Below are 26,838 nucleotides of genomic sequence, written 5' to 3' on the forward strand. Positions count from 1 at the left end.
CTTATTTAATTATACGGCTCACCTTCGCGTATATACCAAGATTTATAAGCAATATCACTATCAACGCAAAAGCAATAATGATCGATGGTATCGACTGCACATCCCTCACAAACTCGTCTATAGCACTAGCAGTACTACTTGCATAAGGGGATAAGAAGTACCCTATTACAAGGCCGAATAGGAACAATAATAGATCACCAACACGAATACCCTTCACCTTGACTCCATGCTTTTTAGATAGGCCAGCAGCTAAACCTATTAGGAAACATACGATCCCGAAAATTGTTACAAAGCCGTACTCAGCCTCTATTAGCTCAATCACCATTAGCATCACCCAACAATACCTTAGACCTACAATAATACCATGCATACAATACTTATTAGCATTACGCTAAAACACTGCATTAAAGAATAGGAAAAGTAATAGTGGGCAACAATAAGCAAATGTTATAATTGAGTTAATTACGTTCTAACAATGTTCTTTATTATACCCTGATCAACCGATAAAGCCTTATGAGCTCTTTTACAGGATCCTTTGAATAGTCTATTCTCAGATCCAGTATCTTGTCGTAATATGGTAGATACTCTGTCTTGCCAACGATTATTATTGCTGCACTAAGATCACCACGTCTATCTCCTCCCATGTCGTGAGCTTCTCTCAATGCCTCGAGTAAAGCTTCAGCCAGCCCCATGTTTATTGACACTTTAAATGTCTCACACATAGCCTTCGGTATGTCTTTTGATACAACAAGATTAGCTATACATACACAATTATCCAAAGAATAACCTGCATACTCATCAGGAATATCTTGGCCGCAGTAAAAGGCTGACCTACCATTCCAGTCTAGTACAGCTACTTGTCTCAACTCCTTCCTAGGATCATTACTTAACGCTTTTTCTAGTGCCTCATTAGGACTAAGCCCTTTTTGAAGGTAATCTAGTATGAGTGGCCCCAAAGCAGGGTTAGTATATGCCTGCGTAGCGACGCCTCCTACAAGATATCTTGCCCAGGGAACACGTGAACCTACAGCAATACTGCCCGAGGCAACAGCAATACCGAGCACGTTATTCTCTTTATCGATACCAATAATACTGTAAGTCAACTATATACCACCGCTTAAACATTTTCTTGACTCTAATTCATCAATATTCTAGGCAAGTTATAATCTTATATATTCAAATTGTAAGTAGAACCTGTACGGATGAACAATGTCTCACACAAAAACACTCGTCGCTATAATTATTATACTATTAGTAGTTTCTCTTGCAGCCTACATTTTTCTCACAAATATACTGGGATCGAGAAAGCATATTACTGTATACTATAGAATAGAGCCCAAGGAGCATAGTAATTGTATAGAACTTGGTGTCCTCAAGAAAAACAATCCCAGAGTATCACACTATAGTAGTGATATGTAGAATATGTATTGATGAATCAATGTTACAGCTGGATATAGACTACAAAAACGGTGCTCCAATAACATCATCATTTAAACTAGTATTGTTAAATCCCAAGGTAATATTCTATCAATCCGACAGCAACTATACTGAGACTTTAATGGAGTACTTTAAGATCAGTAGTAATGATTGTGAGAACGAAGGAGGCTTACTAGTATGTAGACCAAGAAGAATAGTACTGGAGAGAACATATGAGATTAAAGACTGGGTTCTCACACAGGGTAACGGTGTTAACATGCCATGGATTTGGAGCCTACCAAGCGAACTCTATGAAACACTTATACCAATACCATACACTAATCCTAAGATAACATTGTTCAACAACACCTATCCTATTGCTGGACTACTTGTCTACGATGAATCAAATACTGTAGAAAACAAGACTTTCAGCTATGAGAGACTCGTCAAAGCAGAACCTGTTGTATTAAAGAAGCTCACAATATACAATCCCTCCCAGCAAGACTACAGACTAGCCAACATGATACTGGAGAGAACGCCTGGAAACTGCACCATAGTCGAGAACACAAGTAAAGCTATCAGCGTGGTCTGTGGATTAAACGCCCTCAATATTTATAACGAAGTAAAAGATAAGCTGCCATGGAGTATAGAAGAGTACCGTATTAACAAAACCATTAATGGCAAGACATTCACTATTACGTATTACATGCTTGTACTTAATGGCAATAAACACGTAATCGCCACAAATAGTACAGAATCTTATTGGAGCCCAGAGTATCACTTGCTGATTGAGTACCACGGTAAAGCTATGACCGACCTACCGCCACTCTATGATCTACTGAGCCCTAGCAAAGACATTAATGTAGTTGAGTCCCCAGACACCATAGTTAAAGCAGTATTGGTTTCCGAAGAACAGAGATGCTTTAATATAAGTATTGAACCCAAGCCTCTAGCATTGGTATTAATAACAGTGATAATAGCTTCTTTGGCTATTGCCTTATACTTGCTGCTGAGAAAACGTATTTAAAACCAATACTATATTGGACCGTCTACAACTAGCTTAGATAGCTTCTCTTTTTGTTCAACTATTTTCTCGAGCTTATTGTGATGGAGTTTCAGAGGCCTCCTAATTATCTTCGGGTAGTTCGTATAGTCATTTTTATCAAGTATTTTTGCTGTAATGTACGGCCGTATTTTATCACTAAGATACTCGTGTAGAGTCTTCCTCAACGCGTAATAGCTTCGTGTATGCCAAAACTGGCAGCAATCAAATCCCGGCCTACTATATTCCTTCCATACTCCTTCCTTACATAATGTCAAGGGTTTACCATAGGTTCTCGCAATAGTTTCTAGTTTCCTGAAGATTCTTGCCCTCCAGCCGATATCGGGGTGGAGCAGCGGTTTCATGTAGTCTACTTCTATGAACTGGTATGGCTCCCATTGAACAATCTTCATGTAATCTCCAGGGCTGATACCTATAATTTTTGCTATCTCTTGTAGTCCTTCCTTTGTCTCCCTAATAGACTCCGTGATCAATCCCTGTGCCCCGTGTTCTAGTGCTTGTCTTGCCGTCTCTAATTGTTCTTCTTCAATACCTGGTATGAGCGGCTGGATCCGTGCTACAACAGGCACGTCGTGTTCTCTTAGATACTCTATTGCCTCTAGTCTTCTCCATGAGGGAGGGGCATGTGGTTCAAGTTTTACTCTATGGTACTCATTGATTGTTGTTAAACTATATTGTATTAGAACTAATCTCTTATCCGCGAGGCGGAGGACAACATCGAGCCAAGGGCTTCTCGTAACCAGCAAGGATTTTGTGTTGACTACAAGAGGTACTTCGTACCGTAGAGCAATCCTCATCATTTCAAGTGAGATGACTCGTTGTATCTCAATGTTTTCTTGGAAAGGCTCCGAGAGCGTCGAGAGTCTAAAGTATATCGGGGGATTCAATGATTTTTGTAGACTACGTGCAACACGTTTCCACAACCCTAGTAATTTACCCGGGTTGACAAGTGGTTTACTCCATCTATACCATCTAGCATAACAGTATATGCAACCATAGCTACAACCACTATAAGGCTCCAGCCTAAATACGGAGTAACACAGGCTACTTATATAACTACTTGGTTTTATTGCAAAAAGCATCCAATCAGACATTAATATATAGCACCATTGCCGTTAGTTATCTGGCTATATAGGTGTTGTCTTCAAGGCAAATATTTATAACTGTGCTATTGCACAAAATCTAGAGGGTGAATATCATGTCCCAGTATTATGGCAGAGGACAAGGCTATGGAGCAGGAGGCCCACCACCATGGGCTGGTGGTGGTAGAGGCGGTGGAGGCCCGCCTTTCGTGAGACAACCATTACTACAGCCGCTACAGCCACCGGGTCCCGGTGTATTGAGGGTTGTTGCTACTACATCTGATGGGCGTGGACTAGACTCACTTATTGCTCCAAGGTTTGCTAGAGCACCATTTATCACTGTTGTTGATATTTCTGGCGGTAGGGTAGTTGATGTAAAGAGCTTCCAGAACCCCTATGCTACTGCCCCACAGGGCGCTGGTATGGGTTTTGCCCAATGGGTTATATCGTCTGGAGCAAGAGTTGTCATAGCACCCAACGTTGGACCCAACGCCGCTATGGTTCTTCAGCAAGCAGGAGTAGCTATCTATACTGTACCTCCTGGCGTAAGGCTCGCTGATGCACTTAGGAACCTCGGGCTTGCGAGGATATAGTTGGCTATGGAGATTGTTGTCGCAAGTGGGAAAGGCGGGACAGGAAAGACGTTTATTTCATCCAACCTTGTGTTTTACCTGCATAAACTAGGGAGAAGAGTAGTAGCTGTTGACGCTGATGCCGAGGCTCCTGATCTACTGCTTGCCCTCGGAGGCCCTAAAGAAAACATTCTTGTCCACAAGATATCCAGCTCTAGGAAAGCAGTAATCGAACATAGCCGGTGTATAGGTTGTCTAAAATGCGTTGATGTATGTAGATTTTATGCGCTCGAAGTAGAGAACCATAAGCCACGTGTTATCAGGGAGTATTGTGAAGGATGTGGTGCATGCAGTATCGTATGCCCTGTTAATGCCATAGAGTTCTACAACATGGACACCGGGGTTGTGAGAATCGATGTATCTCGTGTCGGCGTCCCCGTAGTGACCGCTGATCTCGTGGTTGGCGGTAGGAATACTGGTGAACTAGTGTATAAAGCTAAGGAGGAAGCTAGTAGGCTAGCCTATGAGAATAAAGCTGATGTAATCGTGGTTGATGCAGCCGCTGGTATTGGATGCCCTGTTATATCAAGTATAGCTGGATCAGATGTTCTCCTGGTAGTCGTAGAGCCTGTGCCCCCATCTCTCCAAGGCGCTGAGAGACTACTTAAACTAGCTAGGCAATTCAATGTAAAACCATTCCTCATAATCAACAAGTATGACCTAGACCCACAATACTCCAATGAAATAGTTGACAGACTTGGCATAGAGGTTCTAGGGAAAATACCTTATGATAGAGCTGTAGCCGAATCATATGCCAACATGGAGCCTATACTATACTCCAAGCCGGATCATCCTGTATCCCATGCTTTATCAAGTACTTTCAAGAACCTATTGGAGTGTGTAGAAGGATGACGAAAATAATTGTTGTAGCCGGTGGGAAAGGCGGTGTAGGAAAAACATTCATTGCAGTCAACCTCGCCTATGCTTTATACAATAAGGGATCCCGTGTACTCCTCGTAGACGCTGACGTGGAAAACCCCAGTGTTCTCACTATTGTTAAAGCAAAAATAACCAACACAATCGTATCCAAGAGCTTTAGACCAGTTATAAACTACAGTGTATGTGATGGATGTGGTATTTGTGTAAACTATTGTCCCGAACACGCTTTGGTGCTACTACCCGGCAAGAAGCTTGTATTCTACGAGACACTCTGTGGCGGATGTAGTGTATGCAAACTCGTATGCCCCCAAAATGCGATAGATGAGGGCGAGCGCCGTGAAGGAGTATTCAAGTACGGTATTGTAGACAAAGGCTTTGATGTTATTGTAGGAGAACTAGAGCCGGGTAACAGGAGAAGTATTGTACTAATAACGAAGCTTATTGAAGAACACAAGAAGAGGTTCAACAACTATGACTACGTAGTCATAGACTCGCCTCCAGGCACGGGTGCTGGCTTATACTCTATTCTCAGGTATGCAACCCATATAGTTGCCGTAACCGAGCCAACACCTCTGGGAATAAGCGATTTGACGAAATTCCTCAAACTAATAGAGGCATACAAAGAGAATACGAAAACAATAATCGTAGTAAACAAGTACGGGCTATCAGCCAAAGCCTACAAAACCCTAGAGGAAATAATCACCCAAAAAAGACTCCCATACATAAGAATACCATACACGAAACTAGTCCAAGAATCTTATACTGCTGGACAACCACTGATCCTCTACAACCCAGATCCAAATATTATCTCGAAAATAGAGGAACTAGCAAACCTAGTCAAGAAAGAGTAATGACCAGAAGACATAAGCGAGCTTAATACAACTAATAAACCCTTATAAAAACTAGTTATTCTACTGGACGGCGGAGCCCTCGCCTCTACGAGATCCCCGTGTCCACGGGGACCGATGAGTAGAGGATCCGTCGGGCGGCTTCCATTTTTCTCTACTTCTGGTATTCTCATTTAGGTGATTTCGTTTATTGTGGTAATAGTGTTTATTAGTGTGTTTTACAGGAGTTTATTAGCAATAGCGGCTTTGCATCTCTTTGACTCACGATTACGGATAAATATGAATCTTTAAGAGGAGGGGTAAGGAATGGTAGTTGTTGGTCCTGATTTACTCAATAAGTTTTTGAAGACTAGACCAATACTTAGGAGAGCTTATAATGCTCTTGTTGGTGATCCTGAGACTCGTGAACTATGGTATATGAGTAATGTTATGGCTGTTAAGAGGCTTAGGTATAACGACCATGGACCTGTCCATGCCCATATTGCTGCTGGTGCTTCACTAGAGATCTATAGGATCCTCAGGGAACACGGTGTAGAGTCAACACTTGTCCGTGACGGCGTTATCTCCGACGAGGAACTAGCATGGATTGTTGTTCTCTATGGCGCACTGCTACACGATGTCGGTAATGCTATTCATAGGGATCTCCACGAGAAACTAGGGTCACTACTGGCACAGCCTCTCATAGATAGAGCGCTGGCTAGAGTTATTGATGACCAAGCTACTAGGATTAGGCTACGTCAAGAGATAATGCATAGTATACATTGTACAGCCTATGACGTATCATGCCTAACACTTGAAGCAGGCTGTGTAGCTGTTGGCGACGGCCTCGATATGGCTGAGGGACGTGCCCGTGTACCATACCGGATGGGCCAGGTAAACATCCATAGTGTCTCCGCGTTAACTATAAAGAAGGTAGAGATCCTTGAAGGCGATAAAGCTCCCGTGAAAATAGTAGTCCATATGGATGAGCTTGCAGGTATATTCCAAGTAGACGAAGTGCTCATGCCGAAACTGAGAACTACTATGCTTAGGAATTACATAGAGATTAGTGCCGTTGTTAACGGGAAAGAACTAAAAACCTATACGCCCACACAATAATGATCCTTTGGTGGAAGCAAATTGGGCGATCGCACTAAGGTGCTACTGCTTATTATAGTTGCTTTTATGGTTGGAACAATAATATACAACATTACGCCACCGGACTGGACCCCGGGAACATACCACATAGATGTAGCGGTGAAAACAGACGAAACAGAAATCAAGACTAGTCTAGAGCACATTATTGGCCTCAGTAACTCAACTGATACCACGGTAACAACGTGGAGTATTGTGGACGGAAAGAATTATACCATAGAAGTGTATGCATCAAAACTAACTGTTATAGAGCCGGGTAAGAAATGGTATCTAAAGGTTAGACTTCTCGCTGATGGCGAGCCTGTCCATAAGCCACTGTCAAGCTATACAGTGTGTGTAAGGACGCCTGACGGGAGGGAATACAGCTACTATCCACGGTCAATGACTTCTGATGGATGGGTTGTTTTCGAGATACAGCCATACATTAAGGCCAGAGAAGCCGGGTTCGTATTCGGGTCAGCAATAATATTGTTTGCTGGTGCAAGCATCATAAGCTATGTTATAACAGGTTTGTACTCGACAGTAGCACTAGCACTACTAGGAGTGATCGCCGTAAAGTCTGCTTTCACAAAATACATGAGCACGATAATACTCGTATTCATTGCTGGTAGCGCTCTAGAACTCATAATACGTAACAATAAGCTTGACGACCGTGTAGCAAGACTCTTGGTTAGAGTAGCTTCATCACCAACAAGACTAATTATTGGAGCAACATTCCTAGTAAGCTTCCTAAGCATGTGGATGAGTAATACAGCCGCTACCTACGTTATGCTACCACTTGTTCTAGCACTCCTAAAGGAGATCCAGGCTGAAGACAAGAGGTTCTCTTCACTACTCCTAGTAGGAATAGCTATGGGTGCCAGCATAGGTGGTACAGCAACATTAATAGGAACACCACCAAACCTTATTGTCACAGGCTTCCTCAACGACATAGTCTACAAGACAAGTAGGATAGGGTTCTTCGAATGGCTACTCATAGGCTTCCCGGCATGGGTTATAGGTTATACGGTTGGAGTCCTACTTCTAATACTATTCATAAAATTCACTGCTGGACACGAGCTAAAGGAAATCGGAGAGAAACTACGTGAAATAGGTGCAAGAAAAGAAAAGAGACCATGGAGTAAACGCGAGATCCTAGCATTAGCCAACATATTGTTCCTAGTAGGACTATGGCTTACAGAACCAATACACCACATAAACACCGGTATCGCCGGCGCCATAGGACTCATAGTATTCTTCGCCACAGGAGTACTGGACGTCAAAAAGCACTTCAAGCAACTAGCATGGGACCTCATGGTATTGTTCGGCGCAGGCCTAACACTAGGTACAGCACTCATGAACACCGGGTGGGCTGAAGTAGTATTAGCCCACTTGGCTGGCGTGAAATCACTAGGGTTCCTAGCATGGTTCCTCATAGGATTCACAGCCTATCTCATAGGAACATTCATATCAAGCCATACAAGCGCATCTGCATTCGTAGCACCATTAACAATACCTCTTGGCGCATTACTTGCAACAATAATGGGCATACCTGCCGAAGCAGGTGCAGCAACAGCATCAATTGTAGCTGTCGTCTCACTAAACAACGCTATCGCATTACCAATATCAACACCGCCATCAGCTATCGTATACTCGACTGGCAAAGTAAGAATGAGAGATCTAATAGCTTATGGACTGTTGTTCGGCATAATAGCAAACACCCTAATAATAGCGTTGCTTACAAACTACTGGATAGCACTACTTTCACCCTAAGGATTTTTAATTAAAAACATAATCTTTTTCCCAACACATCGTACATATTAAATCCCGTATACTTCACATACATTAGCTGACCGAGGGAGGTAGTCTATTTGAAAGTTGTTGTAACAGGTGGAGCCGGGTTTATAGGTAGTCATACGGTTGAGCTTCTTGTATCCGAGGGATATGATGTAGTTGTAATAGATGATTTCTCGTCGGGTTCCATGAATAATTTATCCAATGTAGCTGAGAAAATCAGCGTTGTTAACAGGAGTATTCTCGATAAAGAAGCCCTTGATACTATTCTAAGAGATGCTGATGCAATCATACACTTAGCTGCCATAGTCAGTGTAGAAGAATCAATAAAAGATCCTGAACGCGTCTATCGGGTCAACGCTCTTGGAACACTATACTTGCTTGAAGCAGCGAGACGACACGATATAGAAAGATTTGTTTATGCATCAAGTGCTGCTGTCTACGGGGATCCCATAGAACTGCCCGTTAAAGAAACACATCCTTGTAGACCAAAAAATGTCTATGGCTCGTCGAAACTCGCTGGCGAAACTCTCGTGTATAGCTATAAGGAAACCTATGGCCTGTCAACAATTAGTCTCAGATACTTTAATGTATACGGTCCCAGGATGAAGCCCGGGGATTACGCTGGTGTTGTCTACAAGTTTTTTGAACGTATACTCCAGGGCAAGCCACCGATAATACATGGAGATGGCGAGCAAACACGTGATTTCGTGTACGTAGGTGATGTAGCTAAAGCTAATGTTATAGCATTGTCATCAAGAGAGACCGGTGTATACAATATAGGTACAGGTAAAGCCATATCAATTAACGAGCTTGCCGAGAAAATAATGGGGATTGTTGGAGTCAAACTAGAGCCAATACATGGGCCTCCAAGACCAGGCGATATAAGGTATAGTGTTGCCGATATAAGCCAGGCCATAGAGAAGCTTGGCTGGAAACCAGTTGTCAGTATTGAGGAAGGATTAAGGAGGACTTTTGATTACATGAAGTATATGGTGAGTAAAAAACAACTTGGCTAATATTGTATTTAAAAACATAGTGTTAGACTCTTTTCTTCATGTAAAGGAATATCATAATCCCTGCAACCACTATTACTACTATTGTCGCTATCAATAGTTTGGTTGATAACAATGGTTGTGATGGAGTTGTTTCTGTTTCAGTAGTTGTCGTAGTAGTCGTGGTCGTTGTTGTGGTAGTGGTTGTTGTCGTCGTGGTGGTTGTGGTCGTCGTAGTTGTTGTAGTAGTTGTAGTTGTGGTTGTTGTGGTGGTCGTAGTAGTTGTCTCTACTTTCAACTCTACAAGGAATTTTGCCTTGGAATCAGCTCCCGGTGTTGCAACAATTGTTTTATTGAGATCTCCTTCAGGTACTATGTAGGCATACCATTTTGTTGAATTACTGTACACAACTATTTCTCCTTGCCTAGAATTCGGTATTGGGTTCAAGCTAGCTTCTACTACTGTATCTCCATTAGGATTCGCCAGAAGCACTACTGTCACAATGTATCCGCTTACATTGAGTTCTACTCTAACAGGTATAGGTACTGGGTCCCCGAACAAGTTAAGTCTAGTGTTATGAATTACAACATATGTGCTGTTGACATAGCTTACATTGAGATAGCCCACGTCCTGGTCTACTTCAAACCATATTGGCTCATACTCGTACCTGCCATCAGGATAAAGTATTAAGACTAGATAGTGGTGTTTCCCTAAGACTACCACACCATCCTCTATACTGGTTGGGTAATCGTATAGAGGAGCTCCAGCACCACCGGTTATAATGTATTTGATCCCGTTGACAACTGTTTCAGCATATCCATGCCAGTGTCCTTGGAGTACTAATGTCACGTTATAGTATTCCAGCATCTTCTTTAAGGGAGTTCCTCTATCAGAGTCAATATTATGCATTACATATGGATAAAGTGGTCTATGAAATACAGCAATAATCTTTCTTCCCTGCGGAGCCTGTTCGAGAGTAAGGTTTGTCAAGGAGAGAAAATCGCTCTTGAGTCTTTCTTCAGTATTAATAAACGCTATATACCATCCAGGTATTTCTGACACTCCATAGAATGTGTCTGCTATAATACTTTTCCATAAATTGGCATAGGGATCGTCTTCAATATCGTGGTTTCCAACGGCAAGCCATACATTCTCGAGATCCTTGAGTGTATTATAGAGCTCTATGAGCTGCTCCTCTGTGCCAAGACCCACGTGATCACCTGTTCCTATTACAGCAAATGGCCTGATCTCCTTTAATTCATCAACAATAGCATAAAAGACCTCGGGTAACTCAACTTGACTAGTATTCTCAGGTCTATTATCTCCTATTACAACAACTGGATACCATGGCAGATTCTGTGGCAGACTCCTGTAGGTCTTCTCGAATAAACGTTGATCAACACCTGCTTCTGCCCATAACACCATAGCATTCATGAAACTCAGTACCACAACGAAGATAAGTATTGCCGCTGCTAAAACACCGCCCTTAGTCATGGTACCACCCTTAAACGAGAATAGTCCTTGGACATAATATTTGTGTGCAAGCCAGTTTTATATCTAGCTATAATGATATGGTTATTGTGAAACAAAACTTAATACCTTCACATACCCTATGGTATAGTTGAGTCCCATACTTTTTCTAACACGGAGGGTTGTGAATGTGGTTAAGATAGAGTGGTTTTATGACGATATAATGTTTACTGGTATATCGCGTGAAAAACTTGAAGATACTATAAGTAAGAAGAAGGATATACTCAAGAAAATAGTTGATCATGTAAAAGAAATTGAGGGAGAAGCATACACTAAACTAATCGAGCTGAAAACACAGCCAGGCTATACCAGTAGATACATCGACGCAATGGTTTTGATGAACGCCGTTTTTCTAAGACTAGTACGTGAGAGATCCGAGAGACCTGAGGATGTTGAAAAGAAGGTTACCATACTTGGCGAAATACTTTTAGAGAATAATATTGTGGAACACGATCACGTTCATATTCATGAAAACAACAGTGATTCCTCTATCACCATTGACTGGTACAAGGATATCCTGGAATATCTTCAAGTCACAGACGATGAAATAGAAGAGTACACCAAGCTTGTGAAGGAAAATATTGAGCGGATAATAAAGTGTATCGAGTATACACAAGAAACCCCCGATACCGACTACCTATTCATCCTGAAGGGATGGGAGACTACTACTATGCAGGGACAAATATTCAAGCATGTTTCAGTACATGTAGCCGACGGGAAACCCTACCTGATATATTCGGAGGAGTACGAGAGATACGGCGAACACATGATATACTACTTCAGATTAGGGAGAATAGTTATTGGAAAATAAATGATGTGTAGGAGGAAAAACTACTCAAGTATTATACGTCCTCTAAGCTTCGCGTCTTCCTCAACAAGTCTAAACGATACTATTGCTCCTCTGCATGACTTCAAGTCTATAATGTTCTTTCCTTCATCTATACTAATTTTCTCGACCACACTACCGGCAGGAGGTATTGATAGATCGTATTCATAGATCTCTAGAGTATTCTTCTTAGATGCATTGATTACTAGTCGTGGTTCTCTGTATCCGTAAAGCGGTATTCCTCCCCAATGCTTGTTTGAAATCATCCAGCCATACACACTATACGTTACTGACGGGGGTGATTTTGTTAGTATGGAGTCTGGAAGTACTACAAAACTCTTTGTCCCAGTATCATTTGGTGTTGCATCATACCACATGTAGTTAGCATCATTGCTTACCCCAAGGACTATATTGCCGCCTACTTTCTCTATCGATGTTATCCTGGCTCCAAAAACACCAACAATTCTGGCTGAAGGCGGTGTAATATAGACTAGTACCGATGGCCCGACAATAGTGTTCAAACTCTTTTTAATCATTTGCTCAAACTCATTACTAGGCCTTAATACTGCGTGAGTAAAAGCATTGTAGGCAACCAGTATTCCACCGCCAATATTAACTGCCTTTGTCCTCAAAGGACCGTAGCCACTTGTAACAAAGTCAAAGAGTCTCAGGAAATACATCGGTTCTTCCTCATCAGCAGGATTACCTATGAACAAGCCACCGCGCACGAAATCAAATAATCTACCGTAACACGACGCCATGGCACCAGTCATCGGGGCTTCAACAGATCCACCGTCAACAACTCGTTCACCACTCCTTGGTATAGAATGTACCTGTATTTTCCCTGAAACAAGATCTACACACTGTATAGATTCCGTACCAACAAACCCAAATATATGCACATTAAAGCATGCCTGTTCTCTAATAAGCGTCCCCTTCAGTACTGGTTTATCTGTTAGCCTAGTGATTTTCCTTGTCTTGTAATCAAGAGAGTAAATCCCCAGGTTCTCCATACCATCTCCGCGTGCAAGTAACAGTCTATCATTCACTGGATCATATATTATCTCGGATACTTCTCCTACCCATTTCTCTTTCTCATGAACACTATCCTTCCATAGGAGATCTATCGAGTCTTCAGAAATGTTATAGATATGCACATGGCTGTACTTGTTCTCAAAATTAATTTTTCTTTTCCCATTTTCTATAACGTATTTCGCTGGGGCGTGAACCCATCCACCAAAGAATATCAGATCGTCTACGGCGTCTACAGCATTATATGTGTCCCCGCCACTAGTAGGAGGACTACCCACCTTCTCGAAGCCATAGGTTTTCACAGAGTCCTCTCTAATGAAATATGCTTCCGCCTCAAACGCCACAGTGTAATAGAGTACTCCACGATGATACTTTAACCCGAATATCCCGCCGCTACCCCATTCAGGACCATACCGAGGTGGATGTATCTGTAGCTTATCGATAATTCCGGGCATACCCTTGCACCTAATAGACTCTACTATCCTTCGGCAATAGTATATTAAGATGGTATATAAACACCGTTTACCCGAGAGCAATAGATTAGAATGATTTAAAGTATTTCTAAGATCGCCTCAGGCTCATCACAGTCCCTCTGGGCCCCTCACCGCCCTGCAAGAGCTATTCTCAGAAACCCTAGGGAGTCACCACTATACTCATCAGCCCTAGTTGTTAAAAAGAACTCAAACAACCCTAAACCACCATAAACAATATTTCCACCCCATACATTGTATAAAAAGTTTATTAGAATACTTTTTATTCTATAATTTATCAAAACGATAACAGCAGGTGTAGGTCTATGTCAAACGAGAAAATATGGTCTCTTCTCAATACGCTGAAGATATATAGAGCTAAGGCTAGTGAAACAGATTACATAATGCCGACGTGGCTACCCTTTATAGGTTTGATACTAGTACTTATAGCCATGTTTATTATAATATTAGGCGCGTTACTGGAAACCTTTATTCTTCTCGGGGCAGGGCTTGCTCTCGCGATATTCGGCGGACTCGCTGGTTTTGCTGTATCGATATATGTTCTATACAAATGGATCGACAGAATGAACAACCATTTCAGGAGAACAATGATGTTCTACTCAACGTTAGCCGATATAGCTGAAGAACTTAAAATACCCGAAGCATCAAGAATAAGAAATCAAGTAAATGAGCTTAAAATAGTGTTTGAAGAGAGAAGTCCTGTGTTATGGGTCATATTATCTATATTTGTGCCATTCATTGAATTCTACGTGTATCATTTCTTGAACAAGGATTTCGTAAAGCACTGCATTAGAGAACGCTTGATACTATCAAGTTTTGCCGATGGATTAAAAGCTATTGCTCCAGAATATACTATAGACATTGACAGACTATACATGGTGCCGAATAGGAGTACACTACTCTACATAGTACTCACAATAATCACTCTAGGCTTATTCGGGCTATACTGGATATACACACTAACAGTCGACCCCAACAGGCACTTTGAATCACACCAAATTATTGAAGAAAAGATTATTGCAGCCGTAGAAGCTGCGGCGAGAAAAACAATTACTGCAAGTACTAGTGGTGAAGGAGAACAAGCACAGTAAGAATCTATACCATGCTTAATCACTAAAACTAATGCTTTTCTCTACACTTTACCTGGACTAGGAAACATCTATTAGTAGAAGTAGAGAAAGCTATCTAGGGTGATGAAGCCCGGCTTCGCCCTCTCTAGGGCTGAGCTCGTGATGTTAACGGCCGTGAGCTGATTACTTTCTAGTAATCCTTATTTTTGTGTTACCGCTATCGTTTTTAGCTATTATTTTTAGTCTGGACTTAGCGTTGTCATAATCCTTGTCTATATAGTGTTTACCCATGTATCCATCAATATCTATAAAGCCTGTCCCCTCTTCTATGAATGCTTGTATTCTCGTGTCCCTAGGCACTATTATCCTCATTGATATATTTGAGACATCTGCGTCTACAGTAATCTCTGATTCTCCTTCGTATTCACTGTACTCTATATCGAGATCAATGTTTGATGCATCGGCCCCCAAGTGGAATACGCTTTTACCAAGCTTACCTATCTCTAAATCGATATTGCTTGCATCGCTCTCGATGGATAATTCTCTTACACAATCTTCTATGACTCCGTCTATAGTGGAGGCATCAACTTTTATGTCTACTCTGGACAACCCCTTGGGGTAAAGTATTGTTGCCGATCCAACATCTATTTCTATAGACGCCTTGTCTCCGTCTATATTGAGTTTGGGCTCACTGCCTCTATAGAATTCTCCTTCGACAACTATTTCTCTAGACGATGTGTTTGGGCTAAAACTTACTTTCGATGCATCAATACTTGCTTTAATAGAGTACTCTGGTGGTACTTCCCCAGTTAGTTTGGCATGGAATTTTTCTCCTTTACTAATAGCTTGCCAGGGTGCTTTGGCTACACTACTAGCTACAGCATTAACTATGGTTCTAACTAAACCGCCGATAAATCCTCCGAAAATACCTCCTTTACCCGTAATAAACACGTCTTTGCTTTTCAAGTCAACAATATGCTTCAAATGCTTTGGAACATTAACTACAAGTACATCACGCATGCCCTCAAGAACCTTGTCAAGAAGTTCTTCAGGCATATCCTCGATATTCACGGTAACAACATCAGTGATCAATATTCTCTTGCCTTCAGATGCGAGTTTCTCCGCGAGCTTCCTGGTTAGATCAAAGGAGAGCTTATCTGAGATCACTATTACTTCCTTCTTCTCCTCCTTCTCCACGGTACTCTTTTCAATAGTTGGTTCACGAGGCTTCTCTTCTCCATAAAGAATCTTTAGCGCTCTATAAGCTTTATAGCCTTCTTCTGTGAGCCTGTACTCACCTGTATTCGGATCCTTTTCCACAAGACCTTGCAGCATCCTCAAATGGAAAGCGAAAGTACCACTATCCTCGATCCCAGCAATTCTCATCAGCTCACTGTAACTCAAACTCTTTTTCTCAGCCAACGCAACAAGTACTTTTCTTCTAGCCGGGTGAGCTAGTGCTTTAAGGTATTTCTCCACACCATTATCTTGTCCCATGTTCTTTAATCACCCCCAATCCCATGTATACTATATGCGAGTCCACAAGGATAAACCCTTGGTGGATTCTCTTCAACCTCACGTGTAGAGTCTACTCCACATATAGCGGATCCGTTGTCCCACCATATATAAGTTAATTAGTGTGGATAATAGAATAGTATATAGGTGTAATTCCATCTTGTCTCAAACCAAAGCCCGTGCGATCGTATTAATTCAGACTGACATCGGTGCTGAATCAAGTGTTATGGACAAACTCTACGAGCTCCCCGAGATACTAGACGTATACATAGTCTATGGAATATATGACGTGGTAGCATTAATTGAAGCCGATACACTCGAGAGAATAAGAGAAATCATAATAAACAAGGTCAGGAAAATAGATGGGGTCCGGACAACAACCACAATGATAGTAGTCGAAGGGAAAAGCAAGAAATAATTTTCTTTAATACATGTGCTAGTAAATAATTCCCAAATCTTTTTCCCAAAACAAGTTCATTGTTATTCATCTTTTATTCTAGTAAACAAATAAAACGTAAATATTATTGCTAACAATTTTCTTGAAAGAAAGAAAATGGGCATGTATTGATTTCTAGAATTGAAAACTTTTGTAGTCTTGTTCTTTAACGCACAATAGGAATACGATTGTATATTTTACTTAATTTTTATGTAAAAAATAATTGTTTTGAAGAAAGAGACTTTACTTTGGTGCATTGACTGCTCTGTTGAGTAAGTCTTCCCATACAGCGTCGACGTATTCTTGGAATTGCTTGAGTAAGTGCCTGTTCTCCGGTTTTAGTAGGTGTCTGAATCTTCCCTGTACCTCGAGGAACTTCTCTATTGGTTGTTTGAGCTGTGGGTTCTTGGCTATTGCTAGGCTTCTGTCTGTTAGCATGTATCCTTTGCCTCTCTCCCACTCCCATAGTGGGAAGTAGCATGTGTCTACTGCTCTCTTACAGATCTCTATTGCTAGGTCTAGGTCGTGTCTCCATCCACGGTTACATGGGCTTAGAGCGTGTATGAATGCTGGTCCATCTACCTCGATTCCTTTCCTGACTTTCTTTATCATGTCGGCCCAGTGTGCTGGTGTAGCTGTTGCGACATAGGGTATTCTGTGGGCTACCATGATATCTGCTATTGGTTTCTTCTCCTGGCTCTTGCCTGGGATCACTTTGCCTACAGGGCTTGTTGTAGTCCAGGCGAATGGTGGTGTACCACCGCTTCTCTGTATACCAGTGTTCATGTATGCCTCGTTGTCGTATAGTATGTAGAGGACGTCGTGTCCACGCTCGGCCATACCGCTGAGTGCCTGGAGACCTATGTCGAAGGTACCACCGTCTCCAGCAAACACTATTACGTCAATGTGGTCGTAAGGTAGTCTACCAGTCTTCTTCATAGCCTTGATTGCTGCCTCGATACCGCTTGCAGTGGCTGCAGCGTTCTCGAATGCATTGTGGATCCATGGGACAGCCCAGCTTGTGTATGGGAATATAGTGGTTGCTACTTCTAGACAGCCCGTGGCATTGGCTATTATTGTGGGTCCTCTTAAAGCAAAGCTTACGAGCTTGACTATGATTGGTGCTGCGCAGCCTGCACAGAGCCTGTGTCCAGGTAGTATCATAGGTCTTCTTTCTTCAGCCAGCTGCCTGAGGTTAAGCGTCAATGGAAGATCATATTTCTTCCCGGGCTCGAATATGATTAGGTCATAGGGTTTCTCCGTGGGCTTGGGTTGGGACACATGGGACACCTCCTTTACTCTCTTACACCTAGGAACCTGAGTTTGTTCTCAACAACACCCTTCTTTGCATCCTCGAGTAGCTCCATGAACATTTTCTCGACAAGATCTGGTGGTACATCCCTGCCTCCTAGTCCATAGACGTAGTTGACTAGTAGTGGTTTCTCCTTCAAGTCATATAGTGCTGTATTGACCTCTAGGAATGATGGTCCAAAGCTACCGAAGCTAATAGCTCTGTCCATGACGCCTACTACCTTGGCTCCCTTGAGTATTTCGCGTAGCTCCTCGAATGGGAATGGTCTGAAGAGCCTTATCCTCACTGTACCAACCTTGTATCCCTTCTGTCTTAGTTTCTTTACAACCCATCTTACTGTACCACCAGTGCTGCCGAGAACAGTTACTATTACGTCAGCATCCTCTACCTCGTATGGAACCAGTATACCATCGCCATAGCTTCTACCACTTAGCTCAGCGTACTCGTCGTGAACTTCTTTCACAATCTTCTTAGCCTCCTTCATAGCCTCGACTTGATGCATCTTGTGCTCGAAGTAGTAGTCGTATAGGTCTAGTGGACCGAAGCTAAGCGGGTTAGCTGGATCTAGTTTAGCCTCAACTTCTTTACCAAGATAGTCCACGTATGTCTTGGCTACTTTCCTGGGTCCACCAAGGAACTCATATACAGCATCGTCTGGTAGCATGTAGATGTTCTCGAGTGTGTGGCTTAGGAAGAATCCATCAAGATTGACTGCAACAGGTAAGAGTGCTTTCTCAGCTATCTTGAATGCCTGTATGGTTGTGTCATATGCTTCCTGGACGTTTTCAGCGAATATTTGGATCCAGCCGGAATCCCTCATACCCATTGCATCACTGTGGTCACAGTGAATGTTGATTGGTGCTGATAGTGCTCTGTTTACAACGGCTAGGACTATTGGTAGCCTAAGGCTAGCAGCAATATAGAGGATCTCCCACATGAGGGCTAGTCCGTTTGCGGCTGTTGCAGTGAATGCTCTTGCGCCAGCAGCTGCTGCGCCAACACATGCGCTCATGGCTGAGTGCTCGCTCTCAACGGGTATGAACTCAGTGTGTACTTCTCCATCGGCAACGAACTCACTGTATTTCTCAACAATAATTGTCTGGGGAGTAATCGGGTAGGCTGCGACAACATCTACGTAGCATTGTTTTACAGCGTAAGCAACAGCTTCGTCTCCATTAACAGTCATGAGCTTCTGTTTCTCAAGAGGAATCTTGGGTTTTGATTTCTTGGAGAAGAAGATCATAACCCTTCCACCTCGTTACTCCGTGGGTTCAGGGATCATTTTGATTGCTTTTACAGGACATTCATGTGCACATATTCCACAGCCTTTACAATAGTCTAGGTTTACAGAGACTTGCTTTCCATCCCATAGGATCGCCATTTCAGGGCAGAAAAGCCAGCACATCAAGCACTTAACACACTTACTCTGGTCTATCACTGGTCTTAGTGCTCTCCAGTCACCAGTCTTGTACTCTAGTGAGAGTTTGTATGGTAGAGCTGATAACGGTAAATCTCTCCATCCACGAGGCTCAGGTTTGGAACCAGACATGCGTGTTTACACCTCCCGGGCTTCTTCATAAGCTTTCTTGACGAGCTCGATGTTCTTCTCGGCTACGGGCTCGGGGAATCTCTCTTTAATTGCCTTGAACACGTTGTCAAGGTCAACAAGGTTAGCTGCTTTAACAAGTGCTCCTATCATCGCTGTATTGGTGATGTTCCTCTTGAGAATGTCTAGTGCTAGCTTGGATGCCGGTACGGTCCATACCTTGTATTCGCCAGGCTGGATTCCTAGTAGCTTGAATAGCTTGTCTTTCTCGCCCTCGTAGTTGATTACGATTAATCCTCCCTTCTTGAGCCCGGCTACAACATTTACTGATGCGAGAAGCGTTGGGTCGAGTACAACAACTATATCTGGGTTATAGATCATGCTGTGTATTTCTATTGGCTCATCGCTTATTCTTGTGAATGCTAGTACTGGTGCACCAGAACGCTCTGGACCAAAAGCTGGGAAGCTCTGTGTATGCTTGCCGGCAAGCGCTACAGCCATTGCAAGAAGGTTAGAAGCAGTCCAAGCGCCTTGTCCGCCTCGCCCATGCCACCTAACTTCAATTAACAAGACATGATCCCTCCATAAAAGACTGTCTACCGCGTACCATATGTTCAGAAAAATAATCTACACATGAGGCTCCTTATTAATAATTACTCTTTCATAGATACCCCATAGATACCAGGGTAAATACTGAGCTAACACTCCAATACTACGTGAGCTCGAGAACAACAGTCTCTGTTTTCTCAAAGGGTATCTCGGCTGTCCAGAGCCTTATTACTCCGAAGCTCTTTATGGGGAATAGTATCTTGCCTTTAACAGTGATCTCTATTTCGTTCTGGGTTAAAGTAAGTAGCATAGTTTTTATAACGCTCGTGGGTGTTGTTTCAAGAGTCAAAATAATCTCGTTCTCGCCACGATGAATTATAATGTTTTCTTTTTCACCAGAACCGAGATACTTTCCTTCAATATATACCTCATAGTAAAGCTTCTCTATTTCAATATCAGTGAGCCCATTGTTGACAACCTTGACGACGAACTCTACTTCAATATTGTTATCCATCATCTTGTATCTAACAGCCCTAATCTCTTTAAGTTCAACAGAAATAGCTTGGGCAGTCAAAGCAACAAGTATTAAGTAAACAATAAGACCGATAGCAATAACACCAGTAATGATACCCCAAAGCCTAGATATAGCTGGTCCCCGCATCCAAAGACACCCCAGTGCGTTACTTCGATATACTTAGACACAACATATTACTAAAATGTATCACGTTTGAAACAATTTAGCCCACTATGGTATAGACGTAAACATAGTAGTTGTCAGCCAAGGGTGGGTTCTTCATCCCATAATCTCACAGGAGTCAAGCCCAAAGGTCCTCATCACCACGTATTTCTTATCATACATTACTATTACGTCATATTTAAGTATCTATTTCTCATTTACTCTATAGCTTCTTGGAAACATACCCCAATATGCTTCATCCATAGATGATCTGTAGTGACATAGAAGATTTGTTTTACTTACATGAGGATAAAGTGGTTGTTTCTATAAAGGAGTTTGCAAAAACTTAATTTGTTTATTCTAACCTACTTACACATCATAGATGTAATGCTTTGCGGTACGAATATCTAGAGGTTGCATGGTATTGAGTAATAGGTTAAGCAGGTTTGACAAAGAAAAAGTATTTACATACGTTAGCATTGTTCTATTATTAATTATTGTATCATATTATGTGTATAGTGAAATGTTATTTGTAGAAGCTATTACCAATGATGTTCTGAGTAAAGGTGATGAGGGATATATTTCTGACGAGATCTGGTATGTGGATGCCGCCAGGAATATTCTTCATAAAATCTTTGGTATAGACCCTAGGACTCCTTGTGGTGAATGCTATACAGTCTTCTTATATGAAAACGCTACCGCCATGCCTCCTGCCCTTTTAGATATAGCTGCCAAGAAGGCTAACGTCGAGATCCTTGATAAATACGTTAGAACTGGTAAGGACGCCTACATATTTCTCTACGTCAATGCAAGTAGTAGGAGCAATCTTGAAGCTTTTATAAAAGAACTTGATAAACTGGGGATTAAGACACGTGATTATGTTCGTGGATGGATTTATGGTAAGGCGAAGGATATAGATAAATACCTTAATACAGAGCATCCACCATTGGTCAAGTACATTATAGCTTTGTCGATGATACTTTTCGAGGACAAGCCCTTGAGCTGGAGAATACCAAGCATAGTAGCTGGAGCACTGATCCTTGTTTTCGCGTATCTGGTGACGAGAGAAATACTTAGACAACGTTTTGGAAGAGCCTTCTCCTCAATAGCAGCCTTGGTTCCACCAATACTACTGGTATTCGATCCGGTGCACAAGTACTTGAGCGCGCTGGCACTCCTCGATATTTATGTTGGTTTACTGTCCCTCATAGCATTCTACATATTAGTGAAAATAATTGACGACAACAAGAGAATCTTTAGTGTTGTGTCGGCATCGACGGCGAAGTTCTCTGGTTTATTCATAGGGATAGCACATGTGCTCGAGAAATTTGTATGGGGTAAGTACGAGAAGTTTAGTGACAGAATATTTGATACAATATACTTACTTGTCAAGTACTTCATGGTATTTATAATAGTCCAAGTGATCATATCAATACCATTAATAGCTTACCTTGGACCACTTGAATGGTTTAACCAAGCCATACCCGGTGCTTTCAGATGGCATACCTCTATCAAACACGAGATAGGCCATGGACCCGTAGTGTCTACCCCGCTAGACTGGGTTTTGGGGAAGAACAGTTTTGTACTCTACTACTGGAGTAACGGAGAACCCTTAGTGGCTCGTGGAAACTGGTCTCTCTACCTTTTGAGTCTCCTAATGGCAATAATGCTTATACCATTAGCTATAGTTGACAAAACCTATAGAAAAGCATGGCTGGGCTTTATAGGTGTTTATGGAGGCTATGTTCTCCTATGGATTCTTGGAGGCAGGACTCAGTATAGCTACTACTTGGCACAGATCGCGCCATTCTTCTACATTAATCTCGTCGTAGGCTTTGCTTGTATGCTACCCAAAGACTTCATAGCTAGGTACAAGACAGGACTAAGAACCATTAAGGAGTTCTTGTGGCTAGAAAAATACCATGGCGTTGTGGAGACCGAGAAACTTATCGGAATAACATTGATAGTCGTGGCCATCGGTTTAAGCACCATACTCCATGCACCATGGTCTGAACCAAGAATCTATAGTGATGTGTATAGCATTTACTGGAGTATCTATGGTTCTCCACAACAATGGTACGGACCCCAGTTGACGTATGGTGTACCCTATATCGACTACAGGTTCCCGTACATGCCCGGACAGGCATGGGTCTTCATGATAACAACTATGACAAGACTATTCCTAGGCTACGACCGTTATCTTGGTATAGACAAGGGCTTCTACGCATACTATGTATTCAATGCATTACTCTCCTTCGTCGCTGCATACATTATTCTAGATGACCTCTTGTTCCTTGGCAGGAGAACCAGTAGAGCCAGGAGGATACCATTATACCTCTATGCTATACTCCCATCAATAATAGTGTATGGGGTCTACAGCTGGGATATCATTGCATTAATGTTCCTCTTGAGATCATTTAGAATGTTTATTGAAGGAGAATACAAGTACGTAGGAGTATTTACTGCTATCGCAACGCTGTTTAACCCATTGTACAGCCTAGTATTGCTCCTGTACCTATACGAGCTTAGGAGGAATAGCCAAGGTATCATATACTACTTCCTATTAACAATACTCATTGGCTATACGCCACTACTTCTAAACCCTGCTTCAATAACGGATGTATTCAACAATTTCTTTGGACACTATATCGAGGGAAGCTGGTTGCTCCTTGTAGCCCCGACTCCCAGCGACCCACTTATCATTAATATTGGCTGGATCATGGCATTCACCATAGGGCTGGTTATCGTATTACTGCCACTGAAGGCAAGTGATGCTGAGGGTGTCTATGGTAAACTCGTACTGCTTCTCTCCATAACAATACTCCTATCACCACTCTACAAACCACAATACAATCTCATTATCGCCGTGCTATGGGTTCCCATACTCGATACAATATATACTCCTATACTAGTACTACAGGATCTCTCGGCAACAACCGTTATCCTCACATGGTTTACAAGTAATCCCATGGACAAGTTCAGTGTGCCACAGATAGCAAACTACGTGAAGTGTATACTGCTGTTGATACTGATACTTTACCACTTTACTAGATACATTGATATAAGTACTATACAGAGAGCCTTCAAGGGATTTAGAGAAAGATTGGCATACACTAGTGAATTAAGAGATAAACATTTATCTGGTCAAACAGGTTCTTAGTCAGATATTGGTTTTACATAAAGTATTTTTCTCTGGTGAAACCCGTGGTCAGTATAAGCCTGTATAAGGGTTCCCCACTCGATGCGCCTGTCTCTACAATAGCTGTTATCATCAAGGGCAAGGATGCATCACCTATTCTATGGATTGACGAGAAACTCGGTGGGCTGCTAAGACAAGCTATTGATGCCGGTGATTTTAAGGGAGAAACTGGGGAGACAATACTATTCTACCCTACATCAACCCGTTTTACAAGATACATTGTGGCAAGTATTGGCGATGAAGGACTTGAGGGTGTTAGACAAGCAGTTGCGTCTATAGTAAATAAAGTGAAGAATCTTGCCCCGGATATAGTGATCCATATACCACATAGTCTTGGCGTAGAGCTTAGTGATGCTGTTGAACAAGCTGCATGCATTATACCTATGACTCTATACGAGCCAGGCGGCAAGTACAAGGCTAAAACAAAGAAGAAAATTGCCCTCAAGCAGGTACTCCTTAACCCTGGTGTAGAGGCAAGTGGGTTGGAAGAGCGTATCAAACGTGGAGTTATCATTGGTGAAGCAGTTAATTATGCTAGAGACATAGCTAACGCTCCTCCTAGCATAATGAACCCTGATGGAATAGAGGCTGAGGCTAGGAAACTGGCTGAGAAAAACAAGCTTGGTATCAAGGTGTTCCGCGAAGAAGACCTCAGGAATCTTGGTTTGAACGGAATACTAGCTGTAGGTAGTGGCGGCGGGTCGTCTCCGAGACTTATTATCCTTGAGTACCGTGGACGCGATAGCAGTGAATGGGATATAGCTGTTGTCGGTAAAACCGTTACCTTTGATGCTGGAGGACTTGATCTAAAGACGGCGCAAGCCATGGCGGACATGAAGTTCGATAAAAGCGGTGGCGCTGCTGTACTAGGAGTGATGAAGGCTGTATCCGAGTTAAAACTACCAGTCAATGTACTCGGCGTGCTTCCTGTAGTAGAAAACCTGCCGGGACCTAAATCCTACAAGCCTAGAGACATCATAAAAATGTATAATGGGCTTACAGTGGAGGTGAACAACACTGATGCCGAAGGCAGGATTATACTTGCTGACGCACTAGCCTACATAGAAAAGAACTACAAGCCAAAGGAGATAGTAGACTTGGCTACATTAACTGGCGCAATAGTCATCGCTCTAGGAAACCATGCAATAGGTCTTTTCAGCAAGGACGATGACATGGCCGAGAAGCTAATCAAAACAGGGCTGTACACCGGTGAGAAACTATGGAGAATGCCCTTGTGGAAAGAATACTATAACCAGCTCGAAAGCGAGGTCGCCGATATAAGTAATGTAGGTGGACGAGCCGGAGGAGCGATAACAGCTGCAGCTTTCCTAAGCAAATTCGTTGAAGACACTAAGAAATGGAGTCACCTGGACATAGCTGGCACGGCCTGGGTACAAGAAATGGGTCCGAAAAAACCATACTATCCAAAAGGTGCTACAGGAATAGGCGTTAGGTTAATAACCTACTACATACTTATATACCACTGTCATAATTGAACATTTGTTAAATAATATTACTTATTATTTCCAAAACATTGTTTCCATTTTTGGAACATTTTTTATTTATACTATCAATCTGTTAAATTTTCACCAGATAGCATTATATTCTGATAGAAAGTTATAAATATTCCTTTTACACAATAATATAGGGTAGGAATAAAAAATAACGGGGGGTTTTAGTTATGTCTGAAGAAGAATTCTGTAGCATATATGATATTAGGTTGCTTATGAAAAGAGGTGTGGCATTAAGTCCACCATTGTGGAAGACACTAAAAGCTGTTGTTGAATTAAAGAAGGCAACAGCCGAGGACCTTGCAAAAGCCACTGGTAGACCAAGAACAATCGAATCAAGATATCTTGCCGAACTAAACAGACTAGGCCTAGTAGCTAGGAGAAGGATCAGCAGAAGAGTATACTACATTGAAGCAGAAACAGCCGTCAAGGAAGCTCTCAAAGAACTAGGAGATGTGCCAGTAGAACAACTAGCTCACCAAATAGGCTTACCTGCTGATATAGTCAGGATTATCCTATCAAAAATAAAGAAGGAGAAATAACGACATAGACTTTAAACTAAAAGTTCTTTTATCAAATACATATTTTTTCTTTCTTTCTTCTTACTATATTCTTATATCTAATAATGCATCAGGATCTTTACTCATGATGTATTTATTGTTAAGTTTTGATATCATTATAATGCTTCTACTGATGAAGATGAATCAGATGATTCAGCAATTTCTATTCTTCCCTTATTACTTATCTCGTTATTTTTCTCAGTCTCAACAACATTGATTAGTCTATAAGAGCCTGCAAGAAAAGTCGTAATATCAATTACCTGGCTTACGTGATAGTCTCCAAACTCGATCACGAGATTTATTTTGATATTTTTCCCCGAGTCATTTTCATCAAGAAGACCTGTTTTTTCGGCTATTTTCATGTTTTTCAAGAAGGCTATAAGGAGTAAACGAAGTAAATCACTCCTGTTCCTGAGACCTAGTTTTACAACATACTTATCAATCTCATAAACAAGTTGTTCTGGAAACTTAAAACTAATTACACGTGTATTTCCATTAAAGTATATAATGTACGATCTCCCATTTCCTTTTTGAGCCTTACCTTTTTTATTCCAAAACACACCTATGTTTACCATGAAGGTAGCCTCCTATCAGTAATAATATGTAATCGCGACAATCAATGTGGGCATAGCGTGGTTACATTTACCCGTGATAAAAATAGAGGTATTACCCATGGGTACTACATTATAGAGGATGGGAAAAACTAATATATTAACAATCGTTCTCTCACGAAAACTCTCGACATTATTGATACTAATTTAA

The 26,838-nt window shown here is 41.8% G+C and carries 26 protein-coding genes; 14 read left to right on the plus strand and 12 right to left on the minus strand.

Annotated features, from left to right (window positions below):
- Position 1: 1 nt before the first annotated feature.
- Together J4526_08065 and J4526_08070 are read right to left on the minus strand one after the other, a co-directional pair.
- Positions 2-325, minus strand: coding sequence for a hypothetical protein (locus J4526_08065; GenBank protein WFO75017.1), 324 nt, complete (start codon positions 323-325; stop codon positions 2-4).
- 160 nt (positions 326-485) lie between these two features.
- The gene (locus tag J4526_08070) at positions 486-1,103 is read right to left on the minus strand and encodes a DUF1028 domain-containing protein (GenBank protein WFO75018.1); all 618 of its coding nucleotides are present in this window, start codon (positions 1,101-1,103) and stop codon (positions 486-488) included.
- 106 nt (positions 1,104-1,209) lie between these two features.
- On the opposite strand from J4526_08070, the gene J4526_08075 reads away from it, so the two are divergent.
- Together J4526_08075 and J4526_08080 are read left to right on the plus strand one after the other, a co-directional pair.
- Positions 1,210-1,419, plus strand: a complete 210-nt coding sequence (locus tag J4526_08075) for a hypothetical protein (GenBank protein ID WFO75019.1) — start codon at positions 1,210-1,212, stop codon at positions 1,417-1,419.
- A gap of 19 nt (positions 1,420-1,438) precedes the next feature.
- Positions 1,439-2,443, plus strand: coding sequence for a hypothetical protein (locus J4526_08080; GenBank protein ID WFO75020.1), 1,005 nt, complete (start codon positions 1,439-1,441; stop codon positions 2,441-2,443).
- Positions 2,444-2,451: 8 nt separating this feature from the next.
- Here J4526_08080 and J4526_08085 read toward each other — a convergent pair whose 3' ends face one another.
- The gene (locus J4526_08085) at positions 2,452-3,573 is read right to left on the minus strand and encodes a radical SAM protein (GenBank protein ID WFO75021.1); all 1,122 of its coding nucleotides are present in this window, start codon (positions 3,571-3,573) and stop codon (positions 2,452-2,454) included.
- Positions 3,574-3,677: 104 nt separating this feature from the next.
- Between J4526_08085 and J4526_08090 the strand changes: the two genes are divergently transcribed.
- The 6 genes from J4526_08090 (at position 3,678) to J4526_08115 (ending at position 9,846) form a co-directional block, all read left to right on the plus strand.
- Complete coding sequence (locus J4526_08090) at positions 3,678-4,154, plus strand: NifB/NifX family molybdenum-iron cluster-binding protein (protein WFO75022.1); 477 nt, start codon at positions 3,678-3,680, stop codon at positions 4,152-4,154.
- Positions 4,155-5,045: a P-loop NTPase gene (locus J4526_08095; GenBank protein WFO75023.1), complete on the plus strand. Its 891-nt coding sequence runs from the start codon at positions 4,155-4,157 to the stop codon at positions 5,043-5,045.
- Positions 5,042-5,923, plus strand: a complete 882-nt coding sequence (locus tag J4526_08100) for a P-loop NTPase (protein ID WFO75024.1) — start codon at positions 5,042-5,044, stop codon at positions 5,921-5,923. The genes J4526_08095 and J4526_08100 overlap by 4 nt, the downstream gene beginning before the upstream one ends.
- 303 nt (positions 5,924-6,226) lie before the next feature.
- Entirely contained in the window at positions 6,227-7,018 is a 792-nt protein-coding gene (locus tag J4526_08105) for a phosphohydrolase (protein ID WFO75025.1), read from the plus strand.
- Between the two features lie 21 nt (positions 7,019-7,039).
- Positions 7,040-8,806 (plus strand): DASS family sodium-coupled anion symporter, encoded by a 1,767-nt coding sequence (locus J4526_08110; GenBank protein WFO75026.1) that lies wholly within the window; start codon positions 7,040-7,042, stop codon positions 8,804-8,806.
- A gap of 98 nt (positions 8,807-8,904) precedes the next feature.
- Positions 8,905-9,846 carry an SDR family oxidoreductase gene (locus tag J4526_08115; GenBank protein ID WFO75027.1) on the plus strand — a complete coding sequence of 314 codons (942 nt, stop codon included), beginning with the start codon at positions 8,905-8,907 and terminating at the stop codon, positions 9,844-9,846.
- A gap of 22 nt (positions 9,847-9,868) precedes the next feature.
- Here J4526_08115 and J4526_08120 read toward each other — a convergent pair whose 3' ends face one another.
- Positions 9,869-11,317 carry a metallophosphoesterase gene (locus J4526_08120; protein WFO75028.1) on the minus strand — a complete coding sequence of 483 codons (1,449 nt, stop codon included), beginning with the start codon at positions 11,315-11,317 and terminating at the stop codon, positions 9,869-9,871.
- A gap of 166 nt (positions 11,318-11,483) precedes the next feature.
- Between J4526_08120 and J4526_08125 the strand changes: the two genes are divergently transcribed.
- A complete protein-coding gene (locus J4526_08125; GenBank protein ID WFO75029.1) occupies positions 11,484-12,164 on the plus strand; it encodes a hypothetical protein in 681 nt (226 codons plus the stop codon).
- Positions 12,165-12,184: 20 nt separating this feature from the next.
- Here the strand turns inward: J4526_08125 and J4526_08130 are convergent, their stop codons facing one another.
- Positions 12,185-13,666: a DUF2139 domain-containing protein gene (locus J4526_08130; protein ID WFO75030.1), complete on the minus strand. Its 1,482-nt coding sequence runs from the start codon at positions 13,664-13,666 to the stop codon at positions 12,185-12,187.
- Positions 13,667-14,007: 341 nt separating this feature from the next.
- On the opposite strand from J4526_08130, the gene J4526_08135 reads away from it, so the two are divergent.
- Positions 14,008-14,793 (plus strand): DUF4234 domain-containing protein, encoded by a 786-nt coding sequence (locus J4526_08135; protein WFO75031.1) that lies wholly within the window; start codon positions 14,008-14,010, stop codon positions 14,791-14,793.
- A 162-nt stretch (positions 14,794-14,955) separates the two neighbouring features.
- Here J4526_08135 and J4526_08140 read toward each other — a convergent pair whose 3' ends face one another.
- A complete protein-coding gene (locus tag J4526_08140; protein ID WFO75032.1) occupies positions 14,956-16,269 on the minus strand; it encodes a helix-turn-helix domain-containing protein in 1,314 nt (437 codons plus the stop codon).
- 244 nt (positions 16,270-16,513) lie between these two features.
- Here J4526_08140 and J4526_08145 point away from each other — a divergent pair, with 244 nt between their 5' ends.
- A complete protein-coding gene (locus J4526_08145; GenBank protein WFO76382.1) occupies positions 16,514-16,705 on the plus strand; it encodes an Lrp/AsnC ligand binding domain-containing protein in 192 nt (63 codons plus the stop codon).
- Positions 16,706-16,966: 261 nt separating this feature from the next.
- Here the strand turns inward: J4526_08145 and J4526_08150 are convergent, their stop codons facing one another.
- From J4526_08150 to J4526_08170, 5 genes are all read right to left on the minus strand, one after another.
- Positions 16,967-18,013: a pyruvate ferredoxin oxidoreductase gene (locus J4526_08150; protein WFO75033.1), complete on the minus strand. Its 1,047-nt coding sequence runs from the start codon at positions 18,011-18,013 to the stop codon at positions 16,967-16,969.
- Positions 18,014-18,018: 5 nt separating this feature from the next.
- Entirely contained in the window at positions 18,019-19,278 is a 1,260-nt protein-coding gene (gene porA / locus J4526_08155) for a pyruvate ferredoxin oxidoreductase (GenBank protein WFO75034.1), read from the minus strand.
- 15 nt (positions 19,279-19,293) lie between these two features.
- Complete coding sequence (locus J4526_08160; GenBank protein ID WFO75035.1) at positions 19,294-19,584, minus strand: 4Fe-4S binding protein; 291 nt, start codon at positions 19,582-19,584, stop codon at positions 19,294-19,296.
- A 6-nt stretch (positions 19,585-19,590) separates the two neighbouring features.
- The gene (locus J4526_08165; GenBank protein ID WFO75036.1) at positions 19,591-20,151 is read right to left on the minus strand and encodes a 2-oxoacid:acceptor oxidoreductase family protein; all 561 of its coding nucleotides are present in this window, start codon (positions 20,149-20,151) and stop codon (positions 19,591-19,593) included.
- A 142-nt stretch (positions 20,152-20,293) separates the two neighbouring features.
- Positions 20,294-20,791: an LEA type 2 family protein gene (locus J4526_08170; protein WFO75037.1), complete on the minus strand. Its 498-nt coding sequence runs from the start codon at positions 20,789-20,791 to the stop codon at positions 20,294-20,296.
- A gap of 439 nt (positions 20,792-21,230) precedes the next feature.
- On the opposite strand from J4526_08170, the gene J4526_08175 reads away from it, so the two are divergent.
- The 3 genes from J4526_08175 to J4526_08185 all read left to right on the plus strand — a co-directional run bounded on the left by J4526_08175 (position 21,231) and on the right by J4526_08185 (position 26,058).
- Positions 21,231-23,966, plus strand: coding sequence for a glycosyltransferase family 39 protein (locus tag J4526_08175; GenBank protein WFO75038.1), 2,736 nt, complete (start codon positions 21,231-21,233; stop codon positions 23,964-23,966).
- A 32-nt stretch (positions 23,967-23,998) separates the two neighbouring features.
- The gene (locus tag J4526_08180) at positions 23,999-25,501 is read left to right on the plus strand and encodes a leucyl aminopeptidase (GenBank protein ID WFO76383.1); all 1,503 of its coding nucleotides are present in this window, start codon (positions 23,999-24,001) and stop codon (positions 25,499-25,501) included.
- A 185-nt stretch (positions 25,502-25,686) separates the two neighbouring features.
- Positions 25,687-26,058, plus strand: coding sequence for a transcriptional regulator (locus tag J4526_08185; protein WFO75039.1), 372 nt, complete (start codon positions 25,687-25,689; stop codon positions 26,056-26,058).
- A 134-nt stretch (positions 26,059-26,192) separates the two neighbouring features.
- Here the strand turns inward: J4526_08185 and J4526_08190 are convergent, their stop codons facing one another.
- Positions 26,193-26,651, minus strand: a complete 459-nt coding sequence (locus tag J4526_08190) for a hypothetical protein (GenBank protein ID WFO75040.1) — start codon at positions 26,649-26,651, stop codon at positions 26,193-26,195.
- Between the last annotated feature and the right edge of the window lie 187 nt (positions 26,652-26,838).

The sequence above is a fragment of the Desulfurococcaceae archaeon MEX13E-LK6-19 genome, from assembly GCA_029637525.1.
GTDB lineage: Archaea > Thermoproteota > Thermoprotei_A > Sulfolobales > Desulfurococcaceae > MEX13ELK6-19.

What these genes read in the sequence shown, in the direction of transcription:
- J4526_08065 (WFO75017.1), bottom strand. Translation starts at nt 325, where the DNA reads ATGGTGATTGAGCTAATAGAGGCTGAGTACGGCTTTGTAACAATTTTC.
- J4526_08075 (WFO75019.1), top strand. Translation starts at nt 1,210, where the DNA reads ATGTCTCACACAAAAACACTCGTCGCTATAATTATTATACTATTAGTA.
- J4526_08080 (WFO75020.1), top strand. Translation starts at nt 1,439, where the DNA reads ATGTTACAGCTGGATATAGACTACAAAAACGGTGCTCCAATAACATCA.
- J4526_08085 (WFO75021.1), bottom strand. Translation starts at nt 3,573, where the DNA reads ATGTCTGATTGGATGCTTTTTGCAATAAAACCAAGTAGTTATATAAGT.
- J4526_08090 (WFO75022.1), top strand. Translation starts at nt 3,678, where the DNA reads ATGTCCCAGTATTATGGCAGAGGACAAGGCTATGGAGCAGGAGGCCCA.
- J4526_08100 (WFO75024.1), top strand. Translation starts at nt 5,042, where the DNA reads ATGACGAAAATAATTGTTGTAGCCGGTGGGAAAGGCGGTGTAGGAAAA.
- J4526_08105 (WFO75025.1), top strand. Translation starts at nt 6,227, where the DNA reads ATGGTAGTTGTTGGTCCTGATTTACTCAATAAGTTTTTGAAGACTAGA.
- J4526_08120 (WFO75028.1), bottom strand. Translation starts at nt 11,317, where the DNA reads ATGACTAAGGGCGGTGTTTTAGCAGCGGCAATACTTATCTTCGTTGTG.
- J4526_08130 (WFO75030.1), bottom strand. Translation starts at nt 13,666, where the DNA reads ATGCCCGGAATTATCGATAAGCTACAGATACATCCACCTCGGTATGGT.
- J4526_08135 (WFO75031.1), top strand. Translation starts at nt 14,008, where the DNA reads ATGTCAAACGAGAAAATATGGTCTCTTCTCAATACGCTGAAGATATAT.
- J4526_08140 (WFO75032.1), bottom strand. Translation starts at nt 16,269, where the DNA reads ATGGGACAAGATAATGGTGTGGAGAAATACCTTAAAGCACTAGCTCAC.
- J4526_08145 (WFO76382.1), top strand. Translation starts at nt 16,514, where the DNA reads ATGGACAAACTCTACGAGCTCCCCGAGATACTAGACGTATACATAGTC.
- porA (WFO75034.1), bottom strand. Translation starts at nt 19,278, where the DNA reads ATGATCTTCTTCTCCAAGAAATCAAAACCCAAGATTCCTCTTGAGAAA.
- J4526_08160 (WFO75035.1), bottom strand. Translation starts at nt 19,584, where the DNA reads ATGTCTGGTTCCAAACCTGAGCCTCGTGGATGGAGAGATTTACCGTTA.
- J4526_08170 (WFO75037.1), bottom strand. Translation starts at nt 20,791, where the DNA reads ATGCGGGGACCAGCTATATCTAGGCTTTGGGGTATCATTACTGGTGTT.
- J4526_08185 (WFO75039.1), top strand. Translation starts at nt 25,687, where the DNA reads ATGTCTGAAGAAGAATTCTGTAGCATATATGATATTAGGTTGCTTATG.
- J4526_08190 (WFO75040.1), bottom strand. Translation starts at nt 26,651, where the DNA reads ATGGTAAACATAGGTGTGTTTTGGAATAAAAAAGGTAAGGCTCAAAAA.